The organism is Micromonospora sp. NBC_00821 (assembly GCF_036347035.1).
In the GTDB taxonomy this organism is placed as follows: Bacteria; Actinomycetota; Actinomycetes; order Mycobacteriales; family Micromonosporaceae; genus Micromonospora; species Micromonospora hortensis.
In genome coordinates, this window is record NZ_CP108880.1 from 3,365,012 (window position 1) to 3,381,594 (window position 16,583).

Sequence of the window (16,583 nt, forward strand, 5' to 3'; positions counted from 1 at the left end):
CCCGCTCGCTCACGCAGTGCCGAGGAGAATTCGATGACCGAGATGTCGTACCTGGACGGCAACATGCTCGACGGCCCGATGCGTGAGCTGTTCACCGTCGACCTGAGCAGCGCGATGGGCCGCTGTGAGAACTGCGGGACGACCGGCTCCATGGCCAGCCTGCACGTCTACTCGAACGCTCCGGGCCTCGTCGCCCGCTGCCCCTCCTGCGAGGAGGTGATGGTGCGCCTGGTGCGCGGGCCGGACCGGGCCTGGCTGGACATGCGCGGCACCACCTACCTCCAGGTGCCGATGCCGATGGAACAGACGTTCCCCGGCCCGCTCTGACGGAACGCTTGCCCGGCTGAGGCAACATGGCCGGATGAGCACTGGTCGATGGCGTGGTGTGCCGCTCGCGGTCCGGTTCCACTAGGCGGTCTGGTCGGCGAGATCACCGGAGCGCTGTCGCAGGGCTGTCCACCGCAATTGTCGGCCGGACTCCCGGGTCAGCCGGCCACTGTCGCGAAGACTCACTGGGCGGTGCCCGCGAGCAGCCACCGCCGGACGGGGATCTCCAGCAGCGCCCGCTCACCGTCCGGGCCGACCTGCCGGCCGACGTCCCAGCCGTCGTACTTGCGCGCGAACGCCTCGACGACGGTGCTGGGGAATCCACTTCGGTGCACGTGGGCGTCACCCTCCGCCACCACTGGGGCGTCGCCGCTCTCCAAGGCCACTGACACCCGTGGGTCGGCCACGACGTTGCGGGCCTTGACGCTGCGGCTTTCGCAGCCGACCCAGAACGTCGCCGAGAGGTAGACGAACCAGACCGGCGTCAGGTGCGGGGACCCGTCGCGCCGCACCGTGCACAGCCAGACGTTCCGTTCCCGCGACAGTCGCTCTTGGACGTCGGCCGGGGGGATCGAGGGGGTTCGGCTCACCGGGCCAGTGGATCACAACGCCGTACGTCCCGACGACGGTCTTTCCACTGCTGCCGGGCCGCGTGCGGCGCGTCGAATCAGGCGGCGGAGGGTTCGTCGATGGCGGTACCGGTACGTGCGGCCCGCGCGGCGCCCCAGTCGTACAGGGCCTGCAACACCGGGGCCAGGCTGAGTCCTTCCTCGGTGAGCCGGTACTCGACGTGGGGTGGTGTGGTCTCGTGGTCGTGCCGCAGGACGAGCCCGTCGGCCTCCAACTCGCGCAGACGCTGCGTCAGCATCTTCTCGCTGACCCCTGGCATCCGGCGGCGTAGCTCGCCATAGCGGTGGACGCCCTCCTTGAGATGGGCCAGGATCACCGGTCGCCATTTCCCGCCGACGACGTCGACGGCGAGCTCCACCGGGCAGTGGTATCGCTTAGGCATCGTGGCCTCCCTCGGCACGTACCAAAAGGTGCGTACTTGATCATCACCGCTGCGGGTGTTGAGCTGTAGCCATGGTGATCGAGTACATCAGGTACCGCGTCCCGCAGGAACGGCTGGACGGTTTCGAGGCGGCGTACGAGCGGGCCGCCAGCGCGTTACGCGCCGCGCCGCAGTGTGTGGACTACGAGTTGAGCCGCTGCCTGGACGACCCCGCCTCCTACCTGCTGCGCATCACCTGGACATCGGTGGACGAGCACCTGAAGGGGTTTCGGGGTGGCCCGGTGTTCGGGCAGTTCTTCGCCGCGATCAAGCCGTACGTCGAGGACATCCAGGAGATGCGGCACTACGCCCGAACGTCGGTTGCCGGCCCCGGCGGCGCCGCGCCGCCGAGCTTGTACGAGTGGGCCGGCGGCACCGACGCGTTTCTGAGGCTCTGCGAGGCCTTCTACCGCCTGGTCCGCTCCGACGACCTGCTGGCGCCGATGTTCGCGCAGATGCACCCCGACCACCCCCGGCATGTAGCGGTATGGCTTGCCGAGGTCTTCGGTGGACCGGCCACCTACACGACGGAGCAGGGCGGCTACCGCCACATGCTCGGCAAGCACCTGGGCAGGGCGATCAGCGAGGCGCAGCGTCGGCGGTGGGTCAACCTGATGATGGACGCCGCCGACGAGGTCGGCCTACCCGATGATCCGGAGTTTCGCGCCGCCTTCGCGAGCTACCTCGAGTGGGGCACCCGGTTGGCGGTAGGCAATTCTCGACCGGACGCGGACCCGATCCGGCAGGCGCCGATCCCACGCTGGGGTTGGGGTGTAGCCCCGCCGTACCGGGGATGATCCGCCGAAACTCGGGTGCGGTCGACCTGGCACACCCCTAGGCTCCCGCTTCGACGGCCGGCACGGCGTCCGGCCCGACGGGAGATGAGCGCAGCGATGACCGCACACCTGTTCGCGATCAGTTTCGACGCGAGCGAGCCTCTGCGGCTCGCGCAGTTCTGGTCCGGGCTCCTGGGGCGGAACATCGCCGACGATCCGCACGAGGGCGTCCTGCTCCTACCCACCAACGACAACGAGTACCACATCCGCTTCGCCCCGAACCAGCAGCCGAAGGTGGTCCAGAATCGGATGCACTTCGATCTGACCAGCAGTTCGCTGGAGGACCAGCGGCAGACGGTGGCCAGGGCACTGGAACTTGGCGCGCGGCACGCGGACATCGGCCAGGGCCCGGAGATCGATCATGTGGTGCTGGCCGACCCGGAGGGCAACGAGTTCGACGTCATCGCACCGGGCAACAGGTTCCTCGCCGGCTGCGGCTTCGTCGGTGCGCTGGCCAGCGACGGGTCACAGAAGGTTGGCTATTTCTGGAGCCGGGCGCTGGGGTGGCCGCTGGTCTGGGACCAGGACGAGGAGACCGCGATCCAGTCGCCGCTCGGAGGCACGAAGATTTCCTGGGGCGGTCCGCCGTACATGCCGAACGGAGGCAGGGATCGGGTGCGTCTCGACCTCGCCCCGGCTGTCGGCGTCGATTGGCAGGCAGAGGTCGACCGTCTGCTCTCGCTCGGGGCGACCCGGGTCGACACCGACCAGGAGGGAACAGGCCGAGTCGTGCTGGCCGACCCCGACGGCCAGGAGTTCAGCCTGCTGACGTCCCGCTAGCCCGCGCCGCGACGCGTACGCGACGGCCGGTTGGACAACGGCGGCACCGGTCGGTCAGAGTGATCCGCCGTGAGATACCTGCGTACCGGTGGTCCCGCCGCGATCCGGCGACCCCGGCCCACCGACTCGGACGAGTTCGTCGCCGCCGCGCGGCGCAGTCGGGATCTGCACCACCCCTGGTTGGCCGCGCCGGCCAGCCCGGAGGAGTACGAGCTCTATCTGCGCCGGATCCGTCGCCGCGACAGCGCCGGCTACCTGATCTGCGACCGGGCCAGCGGCGAGATCGCCGGCTACGTGAACATCAGCGGGATCGTGCTCGGCGCGCTGCGTGGTGGCTACCTGGGGTACGCGGCGTTCCTGCCGTACAGCGGGACCGGGCACGCCTCGGCGGGCGTCTCCCTGGTGATCGACCATGCGTTCACCTCGGTCGGGTTGCACCGGCTGGAGGCGAACATCCAACCGGGCAACGAGCCGTCGCGGCGGGTGGCCCGCAAGCTGGGTTTCCGGTTGGAGGGTTTCTCCCCGGACTACCTGTTCATCGACGGCGCCTGGCGCGACCACGAGCGCTGGGCGATCACCGCACCAACCCCGGCCTGAGCGCGCCAGTGCGGCGGGCGCTGGTGGCCCGACCCGGACCGGGCACCTGCCTGACGGGTTCTGATGTGCCGCTGGCGAGGGTAGGGGTAACTCCCAACCCGACTGGGAGGTAGCAGGATCGAGCGAGATCCAGCAACCGTGGAAGCTCATTTCCATGACCACGCAGAAGATCTCCCGGTTCGATCGGGCCACCCTGGCCCTCGTCCTTCCCATCGCAGTGATTGCGGCAGTCGCCGGGTGTGATGGCTCGGCCGCGCCGAAGGCCGCGCCCACGGCCAGTTCGGTAGCCGCGGTTCCCTCGACCTCGACAAGCGCGGCCGGTCCGGCAAGTGCGGCCCCCGCAGCGGGCTTGCATATGATCGCCAACAACGGGCATCAGCTTGCCTTCCACGTCACGCCAGGAAGTTCTCCCACCATCGTTCTGGACGCCGGCGGTGGCGAGGACTCCTCGTACTGGGATGCCCTGGTGCCGCAGCTGTCGCAGGCCACCGGATCGCAGATCATCACCTACGACCGGGCCGGTCTGGGCGCCAGCGAGGAGGTGAAGGGCCCATGGGATCCCAAGGCCGCAGCCTCCGACCTGCAGGCCGGTCTGCGTGAACTCGGCGTCACCCAGAACGTGGTCCTCGCGGGCCACTCGCAGGCAGGAGAGGTGGCCCACTACTTCGTCCTCGCGAACCCCGGCGTTGTCTCCGGGGCGGTGCTCATCGATGCCAACGTTCCGCAATTCTTCACCGACACCCAGACCCAACGCCTCGTCGCGCTGACCACGCCGCAGATCGAAGAGCTCAAGAAGGCGCCGTCGACGAAGGCGAACCGCCAGCTCATCGCCACGGCCGACAACTTCGGTCCCACGCACCAGGCGTACCACAAGGTCTCCTGGCCCGACGGCGTTCCCGTCATCTATATCGTGTCGGACAAGACACCCTTTGATGGATCTCCGCAGGACGCTCAGGCCTGGCGCGACGCGGCAGCGGCGTTCACCAAGGCGGGGCCCGACCGCACACTCGTCATCGCCGAGGGAAGCTCGCACGACGTTCCCCAGGACAAGCCCGCCCTGGTGCTCAAGGAAATCGAACAGATGACCGCCACCCTCAAGTAGAGGCCGACGGCTGACAGGACCCCGCGAGCCTGGTTGACCGGGGCAGCGCCGTAGGCGAGCGCGACAAGCCACACGGTCCGGATCCCCGATGACGGCGAGGTGGTGGTCGAGATTCGGGGAGCGGGCCGGAACTGCGGACGCGATGGGTAGCGTGTGTGCGGGTGTCGATCGATCGAGCCGCCGATCGGCGATGCGAGCCTCCGTGGACCACGGACGGACACCACGGCCGCCGGATCCCACGCGACGTGGGGGACACCGACGTGGGGAAGCGCGGATCGCCGGCCACCATGAATCACCACCCCGGCTGTTCGGCACGATGCGCAATGAGGGAACGAGATGACCGATAACAGCGGAACCGCCCTGGCGCAGCGGATGAGCCTGCTGGGCTGGTCGCTGGTGCTGCTCCCGGGCGCGGCCGTCGGTGCCGTGCTGGCCACACTCTGGATCACCTCGATATCGATCGCCGCGCTTGGCGCCGGAATCCCACTGACCCTGCTCGCGACCGTACTGGTGCGCTGGTTCGCCGACCTGCATCGCCAGTGGGCCGCCGACCGGCTCGGCGAACCGGTGCCCGCCCGGCCCTATCAGCCGACGCCGGACGCCGGGTGGCCGGTGCGGCTCTGGACGATCCTGCGCGACCCGGCGACGTGGCGGGACTGGATCTGGTTGGTGGTCAACTCGATCACCATTTGGTTGAGTTGCGGACTGTCGCTGCTGTTCTTCGCCTTCGGAGTCGTATACCTGATCTATCCGCTCATCTATCAGCTGACGCCTTCTCAGGTGTTCCGCACTCCGATGGGGGAGGGCTTCCGGCTGCACAGCGTCGCGCAGTCGTTCGGGCTGGTACCGCTCGGTCCGGTTTTCCTTCTGCTCTGGTACGTCACTGCGGTGCGCCTCGCGAACCTCAACGCTCGGGTGATCCGCGCTCTGCTCGGCCCCACCGAACAGACGCGCCTGCGGGCTCGCGTCCAACAGTTGGCGACCTCGCGAGCTGAGACCGTCGACACCCAGGCCGGTGAACTGCGCCGAATCGAACGCGACCTGCACGACGGCGCGCAGGCCCGGCTGGTGTCGCTGGGTATGAGCCTGGGCTTGGCCGAACAGTTACTGCCCACCGATCCGCAGGCCGTCCAGCAGTTGCTGGCCGAGGCCCGCGAGTCGACCTCCACCGCCCTCACCGAGCTGCGCGACCTGGTACGAGGCATCCATCCGCCGGTACTGGCCGACCGTGGCCTGGATGGCGCACTCAAGGCCTTGGCCCTGGTCAATCCGATCCCGACCACTGTGGTAACTCGCCTACCCGGACGGCTGCCGGCCCCGATCGAGTCAGCGGCCTACTTCGCCGTCGCCGAGGCCCTGTCGAACGCCATCAAGCACGCCCAGGCCCAGCAGATCCGGATCACCGTGGAGTTCGCACCCCACCGGGGCGGCGCTGCCGGGGAACTGACGATGCTGGTGTCCGACGACGGCCGTGGGGGTGCTTCGATGGATTCCGGCACGGGCCTGCGTGGCATCGTCCGTCGCCTGGCGGCCTTCGACGGCACGCTGACCGTTGACAGCCCGCCGGGCGGACCTACCGAGGTGAGGATGTCGCTGCCGTGCGTATCGTGATAGCCGAGGACCTCGCGCTGCTCCGCGAGGGCCTGATCAGGATCCTGCGGGCCAACTCATTCGAGGTCGTGGAAGCCGTTGACAACGGCCCCGCGCTGATCCGGTCGCTGACGACGCACCGCCCCGACGTCGCCATCGTCGACGTGCGGTTGCCGCCGACCTTCACCGACGAGGGGCTGCGGTGCGCGATCGAGGCCCGCCGCCAGATCCCAGGGCTGCCCATCATGGTGCTATCGCAGTATGTCGAGCAGATCTACGCCAGGGAGCTGATGTCAGATCGCGCGGGCGCGGTGGGCTACCTGTTGAAGGACCGGGTTACGGACGTCGACCAATTCGTCGCCAGTGTCCGGCAGGTCGCTACCGGCAGCACCGTTATGGACCCCGACGTGGTGAGTGCGCTACTCACCCACCGCTCCACCGACCCCAAGCTCCTGGAGCTGAGCCCACGCGAGCATGAGGTCCTCACCCTGATGGCGCAGGGCCGCTCGAACGCTGCGATCGCCGCCCGGATGTTCGTCACCGAGAAAACCGTCAGCAAACACAGCAACAACATCTTCACCAAGCTCGGTCTCAAGCCCTCCGAGGACGACAACCGCCGCATCCTGGCGGTACTCGCCTACCTGGAAGGCTGAGTCCTTTGCCTGGTTCCAAGATCCGACGTTGCCGGCACGCCCTGGCGAGTTGCCGACACACGGGTTGCGATCTCGTTAGTTCGAGTACCGGACCTTTCACCCGGACCGGGTGATGACGCCCCGTACCCTGCTTCCTACGGTGGGTGCATGGCTGCCGTTCGCGCGACCCCTGCCAACCCCTTCCCCGGTTTGTCCGTCGCGGAGGCGGACAGCGCCGACCAGCGGGCCATCCCGCCCGAGTTGGGCCCCGACTCGCTAGCGGTGCTCAGCGGGCCCACGTTCCTGTACTCCAACGCGTGCGGGGACGTGCCGACGGGCAGCATCGGTGGGCTCGTCCACCTGGACACCCGCCTGATCAGCGGTTGGAGCCTGACCGTCAACGGCGGCGAGCTGCTGGTGCTGCGCGCCGAGACGATCGACCACTACTCGGCGCAGTACGTGCTCACCAACCCGGAGCTGCCCGGACTGCCGCCGAACACGCTGGGCCTGAGGCGCCTGCGCTACGTCGGCGACGGGTTTCACGAGCGCGTGGAACTGGTCTCCTTCCGGCTGGAGCCGGTCCGGGTGGAGCTGCGGCTGGCCGTCGCCGCCGACTTCGCCGACCTGTTCGAGGTCAAGTCGAGGGTCCGGGACCGCTCCGCCGAGATCAGCCGCGACCACGCCGCCGACGGGTCCGAGCTGTGCTTCTCCTATCAGCGTGGTGACTTCTCCGCGCAGACCCGGGTGTGTTGCGCGACCCCGGCCGACCGCATCGAGGGCGACGACCTGGTGTGGGACCTGGAGCTGGGCCCTCGCGAGGAGTGGAAGGTCGACCTGCACGTGCCATTGCCACCCGGGATGGGGGTGGTGGAGCCGGTCCGGGGCGACATCGCCGACGTCATCCACGGCCGAGCCGACGACCCGCTGCGCCGATGGCTGGAGGACCGGGCGGTGCTGCGCAGTGACAACGCGGCGTTGGAGCACACCGTGCGGCAGTCCCGCAACGACCTGGCGGCGTTGCGGCTCGACCTGGAGGTCAAGGGCCAGCGGATTCTCCTCCCCGGCGCCGGACTGCCCTGGTTCCTCGCCGTCTTCGGACGGGACACCCTGATCACCGCGTACCAGACGCTGGTCGCCGGGCCCGAGCTGGCGAAGGGCACCCTGCTCGCCCTGGCCCGGCTCCAGGGTGAGACGTGCGACGACTTCACCGACGAGGAGCCCGGCAAGATCCTGCACGAGGTGCGCAGCGGCGAGCTGACCCGCAGCGGCGAGAAACCGTTCGGGCCGTACTACGGCAGCGCCGACGCCACCCAGCTCTGGTTGGTCCTGCTCTCCGAGTACTGGCGCTGGACGGGCGACGACGACACCGTCCGGCACTTGCGGGACAACGCGGTGGCCGCGTTGCGCTGGATCGACGAGTACGGCGACCGGGACGGCGACGGCTATGTCGAGTACGCGACCCGTTCGCCCGAGGGGCTGGGCAACCAGTGCTGGCGGGACTCTCCGGACGGCGTCGTCTTCGCCGACGGTCGAATTCCGGTGCTCCCGCTGGCCACCTGCGACCTGCAGGGCTACACCTACGACGCCAAGATGCGACTGGCCGAGTTGTTCGACGGTCCGTTGGACAATCCCACCTTGGCGCGCCGGCTGCGCGACGAGGCCAACACCCTGCACGAGCGGTTCAACCAGGACTTCTGGATCGAGGACCGGGGCGGCTACTACGCGGTCGCCCTGGACGGCGACAAGAACCGTGTCGACTCCAAGACCTCCAACATGGGTCACCTGCTGTGGAGCGGAATCGTGCCACCGGAGCGGGCCGACGCGGTGGTGCGTCAACTCATGTCGCCGGAGATGTTCTCCGGTTGGGGCATTCGCACGCTGTCGCGGGAGGAGCGGCTCTACAACGCCCTCGGGTACCACCTGGGCACGGTCTGGCCGCACGACAACTCCATCGCCGCGCTCGGCCTGGCCCGGTACGGCTACCGGGCCGAATCGAACCGGATCAGCCTGGCGATGATCGAGGCGGCCGAACAGTTCGGTCACCGGCTGCCGGAGGCGCTCAGCGGGTTCGATCGGGAGCGACTGCTCTTCGCCGTGCCCTATCCGACCGCGTGCAGCCCGCAGGCGTGGGCGGCCGGCACACCGCTGGCCCTGATCCGCGCCATGCTCGGCGTCAACCCGGTCAACGGCCGGCTGGTCCTCGATCCGGACGTCCCGGAGGAACTGGGCCGGATCACCGCCGAGCGGGTCCGGGCGTTCGGCCAACAGTGGGAGTTGGAGGCGATCGGTCGCAGCGGCCACGTCCGGCTTCAGCCCAGCTGAGCACGGCTGGCGCGTAGGACGTTTGTCGCGGGCTTCGACGGGAAACGGCGCGCAATGACGAAACCTCGTGTGGTGATCGTGGGGGCCGGGTTCGCCGGTTACCACGCGGCGAAGACGTTGAGCCGGATCGCCCGGGATCGGGCCGAGATCGTGGTGCTGAACTCCACCGACTACTTCCTGTACCTGCCGCTGCTGCCCGAGGTGGCGGCCGGGGTGGTCGAGCCCAAACGGATCGCCGTGCCGCTGACCGGGACGCTCAAGGGCGTACGGGTGGTGGTCGGCGAGGCCGACCACGTCGACCTGCAGAACCGCTGGGTCGGCTTCACCCAGGCCGAGGGGGAGAAGAACCGGCTGGCGTACGACCGGTTGGTGCTCGCCGTGGGCAGCGTCAACAAGCTGCTGCCCATCCCGGGGGTGACCGAGTACGCGCATGGCTTCCGCGGCCTGCCCGAGGCCGTCTACCTGCATGATCACATCGTCCGGCAGATCGAGCTGGCCGAGCAGGCCGAGGACCCGGCCGAGCAGAAGGCCCGGTCCACGTTCGTTGTGGTCGGGGCGGGCTACACCGGCACCGAGGTCGCGGCGCACGGGCAGTTGTTCACCGACGCGTTGCACGCCCAGCGGCCCCGGCTCACCGTCCGACCCCGCTGGATGCTGCTCGACGTGGCGTCCCGGGTGCTGCCGGAGTTGGACAAGCGGATGTCGGACACCTCGCACAAGGTGCTCAACCGGCGTGGGGTGGACGTGCGGATGGGTACCTCGGTGGCCGAGGCGACGTGCGACGGGGTGAAGCTCACCGACGGCGAGTACGTGCCGACCTGCACCCTGGTGTGGTGTGTGGGGGTGCGTCCCGACCCGTTCGTCAACGAGCTGGGCCTGCGGACCGACCGGGGTCGACTGGTCACCGACGAGTTCCTCAACGTTCCCGGCTATCCAGAGGTCTTTGCCTGCGGTGACGCCGCCGCGGTGCCCGACCTCGTCAATCCGGGCAAGGTCTGCGGGATGACCGCCCAGCACGCGCAGCGGCAGGGCAAGCGCGCGGCGTACAACATCGCCGCGTCGTACGGTTTCGGCCGCCGCAAGCCGTACAAGCACCACGATCTGGGCTGGGTCGTCGACCTGGGTGGCAAGGACGCGGCGGCGAACCCGTTGCAGGTCAACCTCGCTGGGTTGCCGGCCAAGGCGGTCACCCGGGCGTACCACCTGATGGCGATGCCGGGAAACCGCACGCGGGTCAGCGCCGACTGGGCGTTGGACGCCGCGTTGACCCGGTCGGCGGTCCAGTTGGGGCTGGTGCCGGCCAACGCGGTGCCGCTGGAGAGCACCACACCCGAGGTCGCGACCCGGTCCCGCTGAGCGGGCACCGGCCAGGTCGTCGGGAGCAGGGCGGCCCGCCCGGCCAGGTCGTCGCAAGAGCAGGCCAGCCGCGACGGTCAGTCGGTGGAGCCGGCCGGCCGCGCGGCCCGCGCGGCCGGTGGGGCGGGCCGCAGCCGGCGCGGGCCGTACTCGCGCAGCAGGGTCTGGATGATGCCGGCGGCGGGGATGGCCAGCAGCGCGCCGAGCAGACCTGCCAGCTCCGCCGCGAGCAGCACACTGACCAGCACCGTCAACGGGTTCAGCCGGACCGCGCGGGAGAGGATGAGCGGCTGGAGCAGGTGATTCTCCACCTGTTGGTAGACCACGAAGAAGACCAGCACCACCACCCCGGCGGTGGGGGAGTGCAGGAAACCGGCACCGGCCGCGATCACCGCGCCGAGGGTCGCCCCGACCAGCGGTATCAGGTCGGCCACCGCCACCAGCAGGGCGATCACCGCCGCGAAGGGCACCCCGGTGAGGGTCAGCACCACGAAGGTCAACGCCCCGCAGATCACGCTGATCAGCAGGTTCCCGGTGAGATAGCCGGTGACGGTACGCGACACCTCCCGGCCCACCCGGCGCAGCCGCTCGCCCTGGCCGTCCCCGGCCGCCGCGAGTAGGCCGCGGGTGATCCGCGGCGACTCCAACACCATGAGGTACGCGAGCACGATGACAGTGACCAGCCCGGCGACCGACTCGACGACGCCGCGCAGCACACCGACAGCTGGTTGGCGCAGCCGGCTGCCGAGGTCGCGCAGTTGCTCGGAGTGCTCGCTGACGTAGCGACGTGCCCCGGTGCGCTCCAACGCCTGCCCCACCGGGCCCCGTCCGGCGCGGGCCTCCCGCAGCAGCTCGGGTGCCCGGTCGGCGAAGCGGCCCAACTCTCCGAACAACGGCACCAGGATGAGCGCCGCCAGGATCGCCAGCAGCACGAACGCGGCGAGGAACACCAGCAGGGTGGCCAGCGCCCGACGCCGGACGAAGCGACGTTGCAGCCGGTCGACGAGGGGTTTGAGCGCGACGGCGAAGAACGCGGCCACCACCGCCCAGACCAGCACCCGCCGGGTCGCGTACACGAACCCCAGCGCGAGCGCGGTGGCCAGCACCAGACCGATCACGATCAGAGTGCGGCGGCCGGTCGCCCGATCGTCGACGTCGCTCATCCGACCGGCCTTCCCCGCGCCCGCCGTCGGAAACCCGGCATTGCGGGCACAACGGTGATCAGTGGCGGGAATTGTCGTCCGCGTCGGTGACCGGGCGGGCACCGGCGACGAACGTGTCGAGCGCGGCGGCGTGCAGCAGCCCGCCGGGCACCGGGTCGCGCAGGGCGGCCACCGCCAGCCGGGCCACCGGAAGCCCACCGGGGCGGGAGGTCGCGGCCAGCACCAGGTTGCCGTACCTGCGGCCGCGCAACATCCGCCGGTCGCCGACCACGCACACGTCGGCGAAGACCGCCCGCAAGGTCGCCACCTGCACCCGGGTACCGACCAGCGGCGGCAGGTCGGTGACGTTGACCAGGTACGACCCGTCGGGCCGCAGGACGCGGGCCACCTCGGCGGCGAACTCGACAGTGCGCACGTGCCGGGGCATCCGGGCCGCGCGGTAGATGTCGGCGATCACCAGGTCGTACCGGCCGTCCGGGGCGCCGGTCAGAGCGTCGCGGGCATCGGCGACCTCCACCCGCACCTCCGGCGGCAGCGGCGGCAACTCCCGGGCCACCAGCTCGACCACCGCCGCGTCCCGCTCGACGACCCGTTGCGGGGAGCCGGGCCGGGTGGCGGCCAGCCAGCGGGGCAGCGTCAACGCGCCACCACCCAGGTGCAGGACGTTCAGCGGGGCGCCGGCCGGGGCCGCCACCTCCACCGCCGAGGCGATCCGCCGGACGTACTCGAAGTGCAGGTGCCGGGGATCCTCGACATCCACGTACGACTGCTCGACGCCGGCGGACAGCAGTGTCCGCCCGGTCCGGCGGACCGGGTCGGCGACCAGCTCCAGCCGGTCGGCGGCGCGATTCATGTCCGGCACGCTAGCCGAGCCCACTGTGCACCCGGCACGGCGGACGGGCCGGCGGAGCGGGGTCGCCCCCGGCCCGCCGGCCCGCCGATGTCGTGCTGGCCGGTCAGCTGCCGGCCATCCCGGCTCCCACCTCGTCGATCGCGTCGTCGATCTGGCGGGCGAGGTCCACGTCGAGCGCGGTGACCCCGTTGGCCTGGCTGGTCCGGACTGTCAACACGGCGGCGGTGTCGCCCGGACGCCCGATGCTCGGGCCGCGGCCATTGTCCTGGCGCAGCCGGTCAAGGCGGGCGAGCACACGGTCCAGGTTGTCGGGCGGCAGCGCTACCACCCGGTAGAGGCCCTGGCTGTCGCCGGCCCAGTAGGGCAGGTCGTCCAGCGCCGCGCTGATCTCGTCGGCGTCCAGCGTGGGTGTGGTGGTGGAGGCGCCCACCAGGCCGCCGCCCGCCTCCGGCGGGTTCAGCAGGTCGCGCAACCCGTCGGGTACGTGCAACGACTCGACCAGGTCGCCGTCCTGCTCGGCGAGCGCGGCGATCGTCGCCTCGGCCTGGTACCGGGCCTGCTCCGGGGTGTTGCCGCTGATCCGGCCCACCTCGGCCAGGAACCCGGGCAGGTCCTGGTGCCGTTCGATGCCGTCCACCGGCAGCACGTCGTGCAGCGACGCCGGCACCGCGGCGAGCAGCCGCTGCCGCTCGGCGGCCTCCAGGGCGAACGCGAGGACCAGAACGGTCGCCTCGGTGCCCACCTTGGCGGTCTTGAAGTCGACCCCGGCGCGACGACGGACCTCGTCGACCAGGTCGTGGTAACCCATGCTGGTCACACCGGCCGCGCCGCTCGGCGGGGACGGCTGCGGTCGCGGGTTGTCGGCGCTACCGACCGGCGGCGGTGCCGGCCCCCCGCGCGTGGTGTCCGACTTGCGCGCTCCAGCCGCCGGCGGGCCGGCCCGCTTACCCGCATCGAGGCTCGTGAGCTGCTTTGACGCGCTCAGGCTGGCGCCGGTCTCGCTGGGCTGGCGATTCTGTTCCCGGGCCTGCCGGGCCAGTGCCCGACGCCTCTGGTTGTCGCCCTCCATCTGCTTGCGCATGCTGGCATCCCTTCCGCTGGGGATCGTGGCTGCGCGAGTCGCCTTCCCGCCGTCCGGGAGAAGGAAACGGAGCCCGCCGGCCGGGTCGGAGCGGCCCGCGCCACGCTTCATCCGGCGGGGGTGAGGGGTGCTCACCCACCTGGGCCGCACGATCGGTTCAGGACCGGAGTTCTTCCGAGGTACGCGGAAGGAAGGTCGTCATGAAGGAAGTTGTCGAGATTGTCCCCGCCCGACCCGGCTGGTACGCCCGCTGGCAGCTCACACCCGAGATCACCAGGTGTTACCCGGTGAGCCTGTGGGCGCTGCTGGAGGAGGCCGACGGAACGGGCCGCGAGGTGATCGGGATGGACTGCATCGGTCAGTGGCCCGGCGCGGACGACAACGAGGCGGGTGGGCAGTTCGTCCGCTACCTGTACCAGACGCCCGATTCGGGAGAGCCCGAGGACGTGGACCCGACCCCGATCGGCGAGCTGCGTGAGGACGGCCCCCGGCTCCAGCCGATGACGGCACCCTAGACATTCCTCCGGCCCCCGACCCCAGGTCCCAGGGTCGGGGGCCACCCCGTCTCGCTTCCCCGGGGGTGGCCTACGGGTCAGCCGATGGCGCGCACGTCGTCGTCGGCGTACGCCTCGGCCAGCAACTCACTCAGGCCCGTGCGGTCCAGCATCCGCTGAAGCTGAGGGCTGACCCCGGTCAGGCGGATCGCCCCGGCGGCGCGGTGCACCACCAGCAGCGCGCTGAGCCCGGAGGAGTCGCAGAGGGTCACCCCGGTCAGGTCGACGAGAACCGGGGCGTCGTCGTCGCCGCGTAGCTCGGCCGCCGCGGCGATCAGCTCGGGCGCGCTGTCGTAGTCGAGCTCGCCGGTCAGCCGGAGTCGGACGTTCCCGGCGGCGAGCCGGGTTGTCTCGATGGTCAACAGCTGGTCGGGCATCCCACCATTCTCCTTGTCCAGCGACAAAACGCAAAGCAGGGGCGGCGACACGCTCCCGTGTGCCTCGTCGACGCCCTCGCGGTGGCGGTGCCCGCCACCTGCCGTGAGATGCCGCTTTCCGGGTTCGGGCGTAGGGTGGCTGGAGAGTTTTGACAGTGGACGCCGGTTCCGGCACGGGTTCGGTGAACGACAAGGAGTGAGGCTCAGCTGGTGACTGCTTCCGACGTCAGGGACTGGGACCCAGGCGACGGACGGCTTTCCACGCCGAGCACGACACGACCCTCGGCGTGGTCCGCCGACGTTCGCCGCCCCACCGCGGCCCTGCCGCCGCTGGCCCCCGACAGTGGGCAGGCCACGCCCGACTGGTTAGAGGTCGTCGAGCACTTCCGCGAGGGCCTGGTGGTCTGCGACGCCGATGGCGTCGTGCGGCACGTCAGCCCGGTGGCTGAGCGGTTGCTGCCCGAGGTGACGCCCGGCGAGGTGCTCGGCGCGGCCGGTGTGCCCGGGTTGAGCGAAGGCGTCCCCGGGAGCTTCACCCATCGCGGGCGCCGGCTCACCGCGCGCCCGGTGCCGCTCTCCGGTGACCGCTGCTGCTGGTACGTCGAGGACGTCACCGACAGCGTCAGCCGCGCCGACGCGCTGCTCGCCGAACGAGCCCGCTCGGCGTTCCTGGCCGTGGTCGGCGACAAGCTGGGCAACCCACTGCACCCCGACCGGGCGGCCGCCGCGGTCGTCCGACTCGCCGTGCCGACCCTGGCCGAGGTGGCGGTGCTGGTGCTCGCCCCGCGGGCCGGGCGCGCCCGCTGGTGGCGGGCCTCCCGCACCGACGACGAGGTGCCGACGGTGGACAGCGGCGTGCTGGCCGGCGGCGATCTACCGACCGCCATCGCCGACGGGTTGACCGGTGCCGAGCCGCACGCGGTGGACTGGCTGGTCGAGCAGGCGGTCGACGCCGGTTGGCTGCCGGGGCTCGCCGCGACGGACAGCGCCGCCCGGGTCGTCCCGCTGCCGGGGCGCGAGGCGCCGGTCGGGGTACTGCTGGTGGCCCGTCGCGCCACCCGCTGGTACGACGAGGACGACGTGGAGCTGGTTCGCGCCTTCGCGGCCCGCGCCGGCGCCGCGTTGACCACCGCGCTGCTCTATCGCGACCAGGCCGAGGTGGCCGACACCCTCCAGGCCAGCCTGCTGCCGGTCGAGCCGGTCGAGGCCGCCGGCGTGCAGTGGGGCACCGCGTACCGGCCCGCGCAGGCGGGGCTGCGCATCGGCGGCGACTTCTACGGCTCGCACCGGCTCACCGACGGTGGTTCGGTGTTCTTCCTCGGCGACGTGTCGGGCAAGGGAGTCGAAGCCGCCGTCTTCACCGGCCAACTGCGCCAGTGCCTCCAGGCGCTTCACCGCTTGGAGTCGAATCCGGCGCGGTTGCTGCGGCTGCTCAACGACGCGTTGCTGGAGACGACCCAGGCACACGGCCAGGGCCGCTTCGCCACGATCGTGCTCGGCGTGGCCCGCCCGGAGCGCGACGGTGGCCTCACCCTCACCATGGCCGGCGGCGGGCACCTGCCACCACTGGTGCTGCGCGCCTCCGGTGAGGTGGAGACGGTGCCGCTGCGCGGCATGCTGATCGGAGTGGTGCCCGACCCCCGCGTCGGGGAGGTGACAGTGCGGCTGGCACCGGGCGAGACCTGCCTGCTTTACAGCGACGGTGTGACCGAGGCCCGGGGCGGCCGGCGCGGCGACGAGCAGTTCGGCGCCGAGCGGCTGGTCAACGCGCTGACCGGCTGCCATCGGATGCCCGCGCCGGCCCTGGCCGAACGGGTCGAGCAAATCACCTGCGACTGGTTGGGGCAGGGCGACCACGACGACATCGCCGTGCTGGCGTTGCGGGCGGCCGGCCCGAGCGGGCGCAACGTGCGGCACCTGCACTCGGTGCCCGCCGGCATCGACCAGACCGAAAGGGACTGA

17 protein-coding genes are annotated in these 16,583 nt (G+C 70.7%); 11 read left to right on the forward strand and 6 right to left on the reverse strand.

What is annotated here, in order from left to right; genetic code table 11:
* Positions 1-33: 33 nt before the first annotated feature.
* Complete coding sequence (locus tag OHB44_RS15315; RefSeq protein ID WP_210785135.1) at positions 34-327, forward strand: DUF6510 family protein; 294 nt, start codon at positions 34-36, stop codon at positions 325-327.
* A gap of 182 nt (positions 328-509) precedes the next feature.
* On the opposite strand, the gene OHB44_RS15320 is transcribed toward OHB44_RS15315, so the two are convergent.
* Both OHB44_RS15320 and OHB44_RS15325 read right to left on the reverse strand, forming a co-directional pair.
* Complete coding sequence (locus OHB44_RS15320; protein ID WP_330441070.1) at positions 510-917, reverse strand: pyridoxamine 5'-phosphate oxidase family protein; 408 nt, start codon at positions 915-917, stop codon at positions 510-512.
* 77 nt (positions 918-994) lie between these two features.
* Complete coding sequence (locus tag OHB44_RS15325) at positions 995-1,339, reverse strand: winged helix-turn-helix transcriptional regulator (protein ID WP_266302720.1); 345 nt, start codon at positions 1,337-1,339, stop codon at positions 995-997.
* 71 nt (positions 1,340-1,410) lie between these two features.
* Between OHB44_RS15325 and OHB44_RS15330 the strand changes: the two genes are divergently transcribed.
* The 8 genes from OHB44_RS15330 (at position 1,411) to OHB44_RS15365 (ending at position 10,593) form a co-directional block, all read left to right on the forward strand.
* A complete protein-coding gene (locus tag OHB44_RS15330; protein ID WP_330441071.1) occupies positions 1,411-2,175 on the forward strand; it encodes a group II truncated hemoglobin in 765 nt (254 codons plus the stop codon).
* 96 nt (positions 2,176-2,271) lie between these two features.
* On the forward strand, positions 2,272-2,994 hold the full coding sequence (locus OHB44_RS15335) for a VOC family protein (protein WP_330441072.1): 723 nt from the start codon (positions 2,272-2,274) through the stop codon (positions 2,992-2,994).
* Positions 2,995-3,063: 69 nt separating this feature from the next.
* Positions 3,064-3,591 (forward strand): GNAT family N-acetyltransferase, encoded by a 528-nt coding sequence (locus OHB44_RS15340; protein WP_330441073.1) that lies wholly within the window; start codon positions 3,064-3,066, stop codon positions 3,589-3,591.
* A gap of 154 nt (positions 3,592-3,745) precedes the next feature.
* Positions 3,746-4,693 (forward strand): alpha/beta fold hydrolase, encoded by a 948-nt coding sequence (locus tag OHB44_RS15345; RefSeq protein WP_330441074.1) that lies wholly within the window; start codon positions 3,746-3,748, stop codon positions 4,691-4,693.
* Positions 4,694-5,029: 336 nt separating this feature from the next.
* Positions 5,030-6,304, forward strand: coding sequence for a sensor histidine kinase (locus OHB44_RS15350; RefSeq protein ID WP_238682785.1), 1,275 nt, complete (start codon positions 5,030-5,032; stop codon positions 6,302-6,304).
* Positions 6,292-6,936 (forward strand): LuxR C-terminal-related transcriptional regulator, encoded by a 645-nt coding sequence (locus OHB44_RS15355; RefSeq protein ID WP_238682786.1) that lies wholly within the window; start codon positions 6,292-6,294, stop codon positions 6,934-6,936. Before OHB44_RS15350 ends, OHB44_RS15355 begins: the two co-directional genes overlap by 13 nt.
* Before the next feature lie 147 nt (positions 6,937-7,083).
* A complete protein-coding gene (locus tag OHB44_RS15360; protein WP_330441075.1) occupies positions 7,084-9,237 on the forward strand; it encodes an amylo-alpha-1,6-glucosidase in 2,154 nt (717 codons plus the stop codon).
* Between the two features lie 54 nt (positions 9,238-9,291).
* Complete coding sequence (locus OHB44_RS15365) at positions 9,292-10,593, forward strand: NAD(P)/FAD-dependent oxidoreductase (protein WP_330441076.1); 1,302 nt, start codon at positions 9,292-9,294, stop codon at positions 10,591-10,593.
* A 77-nt stretch (positions 10,594-10,670) separates the two neighbouring features.
* Here OHB44_RS15365 and OHB44_RS15370 read toward each other — a convergent pair whose 3' ends face one another.
* The 3 genes from OHB44_RS15370 to OHB44_RS15380 all read right to left on the reverse strand — a co-directional run bounded on the left by OHB44_RS15370 (position 10,671) and on the right by OHB44_RS15380 (position 13,690).
* On the reverse strand, positions 10,671-11,756 hold the full coding sequence (locus tag OHB44_RS15370) for an AI-2E family transporter (protein ID WP_238682788.1): 1,086 nt from the start codon (positions 11,754-11,756) through the stop codon (positions 10,671-10,673).
* A gap of 58 nt (positions 11,757-11,814) precedes the next feature.
* Positions 11,815-12,609, reverse strand: coding sequence for a spermidine synthase (locus OHB44_RS15375; protein ID WP_238682789.1), 795 nt, complete (start codon positions 12,607-12,609; stop codon positions 11,815-11,817).
* A gap of 103 nt (positions 12,610-12,712) precedes the next feature.
* A complete protein-coding gene (locus OHB44_RS15380) occupies positions 12,713-13,690 on the reverse strand; it encodes a DUF2267 domain-containing protein (RefSeq protein WP_330441077.1) in 978 nt (325 codons plus the stop codon).
* 200 nt (positions 13,691-13,890) lie between these two features.
* Here OHB44_RS15380 and OHB44_RS15385 point away from each other — a divergent pair, with 200 nt between their 5' ends.
* Positions 13,891-14,205, forward strand: coding sequence for a hypothetical protein (locus tag OHB44_RS15385; RefSeq protein ID WP_238682791.1), 315 nt, complete (start codon positions 13,891-13,893; stop codon positions 14,203-14,205).
* A 77-nt stretch (positions 14,206-14,282) separates the two neighbouring features.
* Here OHB44_RS15385 and OHB44_RS15390 read toward each other — a convergent pair whose 3' ends face one another.
* Positions 14,283-14,621 carry an STAS domain-containing protein gene (locus OHB44_RS15390; RefSeq protein WP_238682792.1) on the reverse strand — a complete coding sequence of 113 codons (339 nt, stop codon included), beginning with the start codon at positions 14,619-14,621 and terminating at the stop codon, positions 14,283-14,285.
* 210 nt (positions 14,622-14,831) lie between these two features.
* Between OHB44_RS15390 and OHB44_RS15395 the strand changes: the two genes are divergently transcribed.
* On the forward strand, positions 14,832-16,583 hold the full coding sequence (locus OHB44_RS15395) for a PP2C family protein-serine/threonine phosphatase (RefSeq protein ID WP_266302709.1): 1,752 nt from the start codon (positions 14,832-14,834) through the stop codon (positions 16,581-16,583).

Bases quoted from the DNA above. Each gene is read 5' to 3' on its own strand.
- OHB44_RS15315 (WP_210785135.1), top strand. From the start codon at position 34: ATGACCGAGATGTCGTACCTGGACGGCAACATGCTCGACGGCCCGATG.
- OHB44_RS15325 (WP_266302720.1), bottom strand. From the start codon at position 1,339: ATGCCTAAGCGATACCACTGCCCGGTGGAGCTCGCCGTCGACGTCGTC.
- OHB44_RS15330 (WP_330441071.1), top strand. From the start codon at position 1,411: ATGGTGATCGAGTACATCAGGTACCGCGTCCCGCAGGAACGGCTGGAC.
- OHB44_RS15335 (WP_330441072.1), top strand. From the start codon at position 2,272: ATGACCGCACACCTGTTCGCGATCAGTTTCGACGCGAGCGAGCCTCTG.
- OHB44_RS15345 (WP_330441074.1), top strand. From the start codon at position 3,746: ATGACCACGCAGAAGATCTCCCGGTTCGATCGGGCCACCCTGGCCCTC.
- OHB44_RS15350 (WP_238682785.1), top strand. From the start codon at position 5,030: ATGACCGATAACAGCGGAACCGCCCTGGCGCAGCGGATGAGCCTGCTG.
- OHB44_RS15360 (WP_330441075.1), top strand. From the start codon at position 7,084: ATGGCTGCCGTTCGCGCGACCCCTGCCAACCCCTTCCCCGGTTTGTCC.
- OHB44_RS15365 (WP_330441076.1), top strand. From the start codon at position 9,292: ATGACGAAACCTCGTGTGGTGATCGTGGGGGCCGGGTTCGCCGGTTAC.
- OHB44_RS15370 (WP_238682788.1), bottom strand. From the start codon at position 11,756: ATGAGCGACGTCGACGATCGGGCGACCGGCCGCCGCACTCTGATCGTG.
- OHB44_RS15375 (WP_238682789.1), bottom strand. From the start codon at position 12,609: ATGAATCGCGCCGCCGACCGGCTGGAGCTGGTCGCCGACCCGGTCCGC.
- OHB44_RS15380 (WP_330441077.1), bottom strand. From the start codon at position 13,690: ATGCGCAAGCAGATGGAGGGCGACAACCAGAGGCGTCGGGCACTGGCC.
- OHB44_RS15385 (WP_238682791.1), top strand. From the start codon at position 13,891: ATGAAGGAAGTTGTCGAGATTGTCCCCGCCCGACCCGGCTGGTACGCC.
- OHB44_RS15390 (WP_238682792.1), bottom strand. From the start codon at position 14,621: ATGCCCGACCAGCTGTTGACCATCGAGACAACCCGGCTCGCCGCCGGG.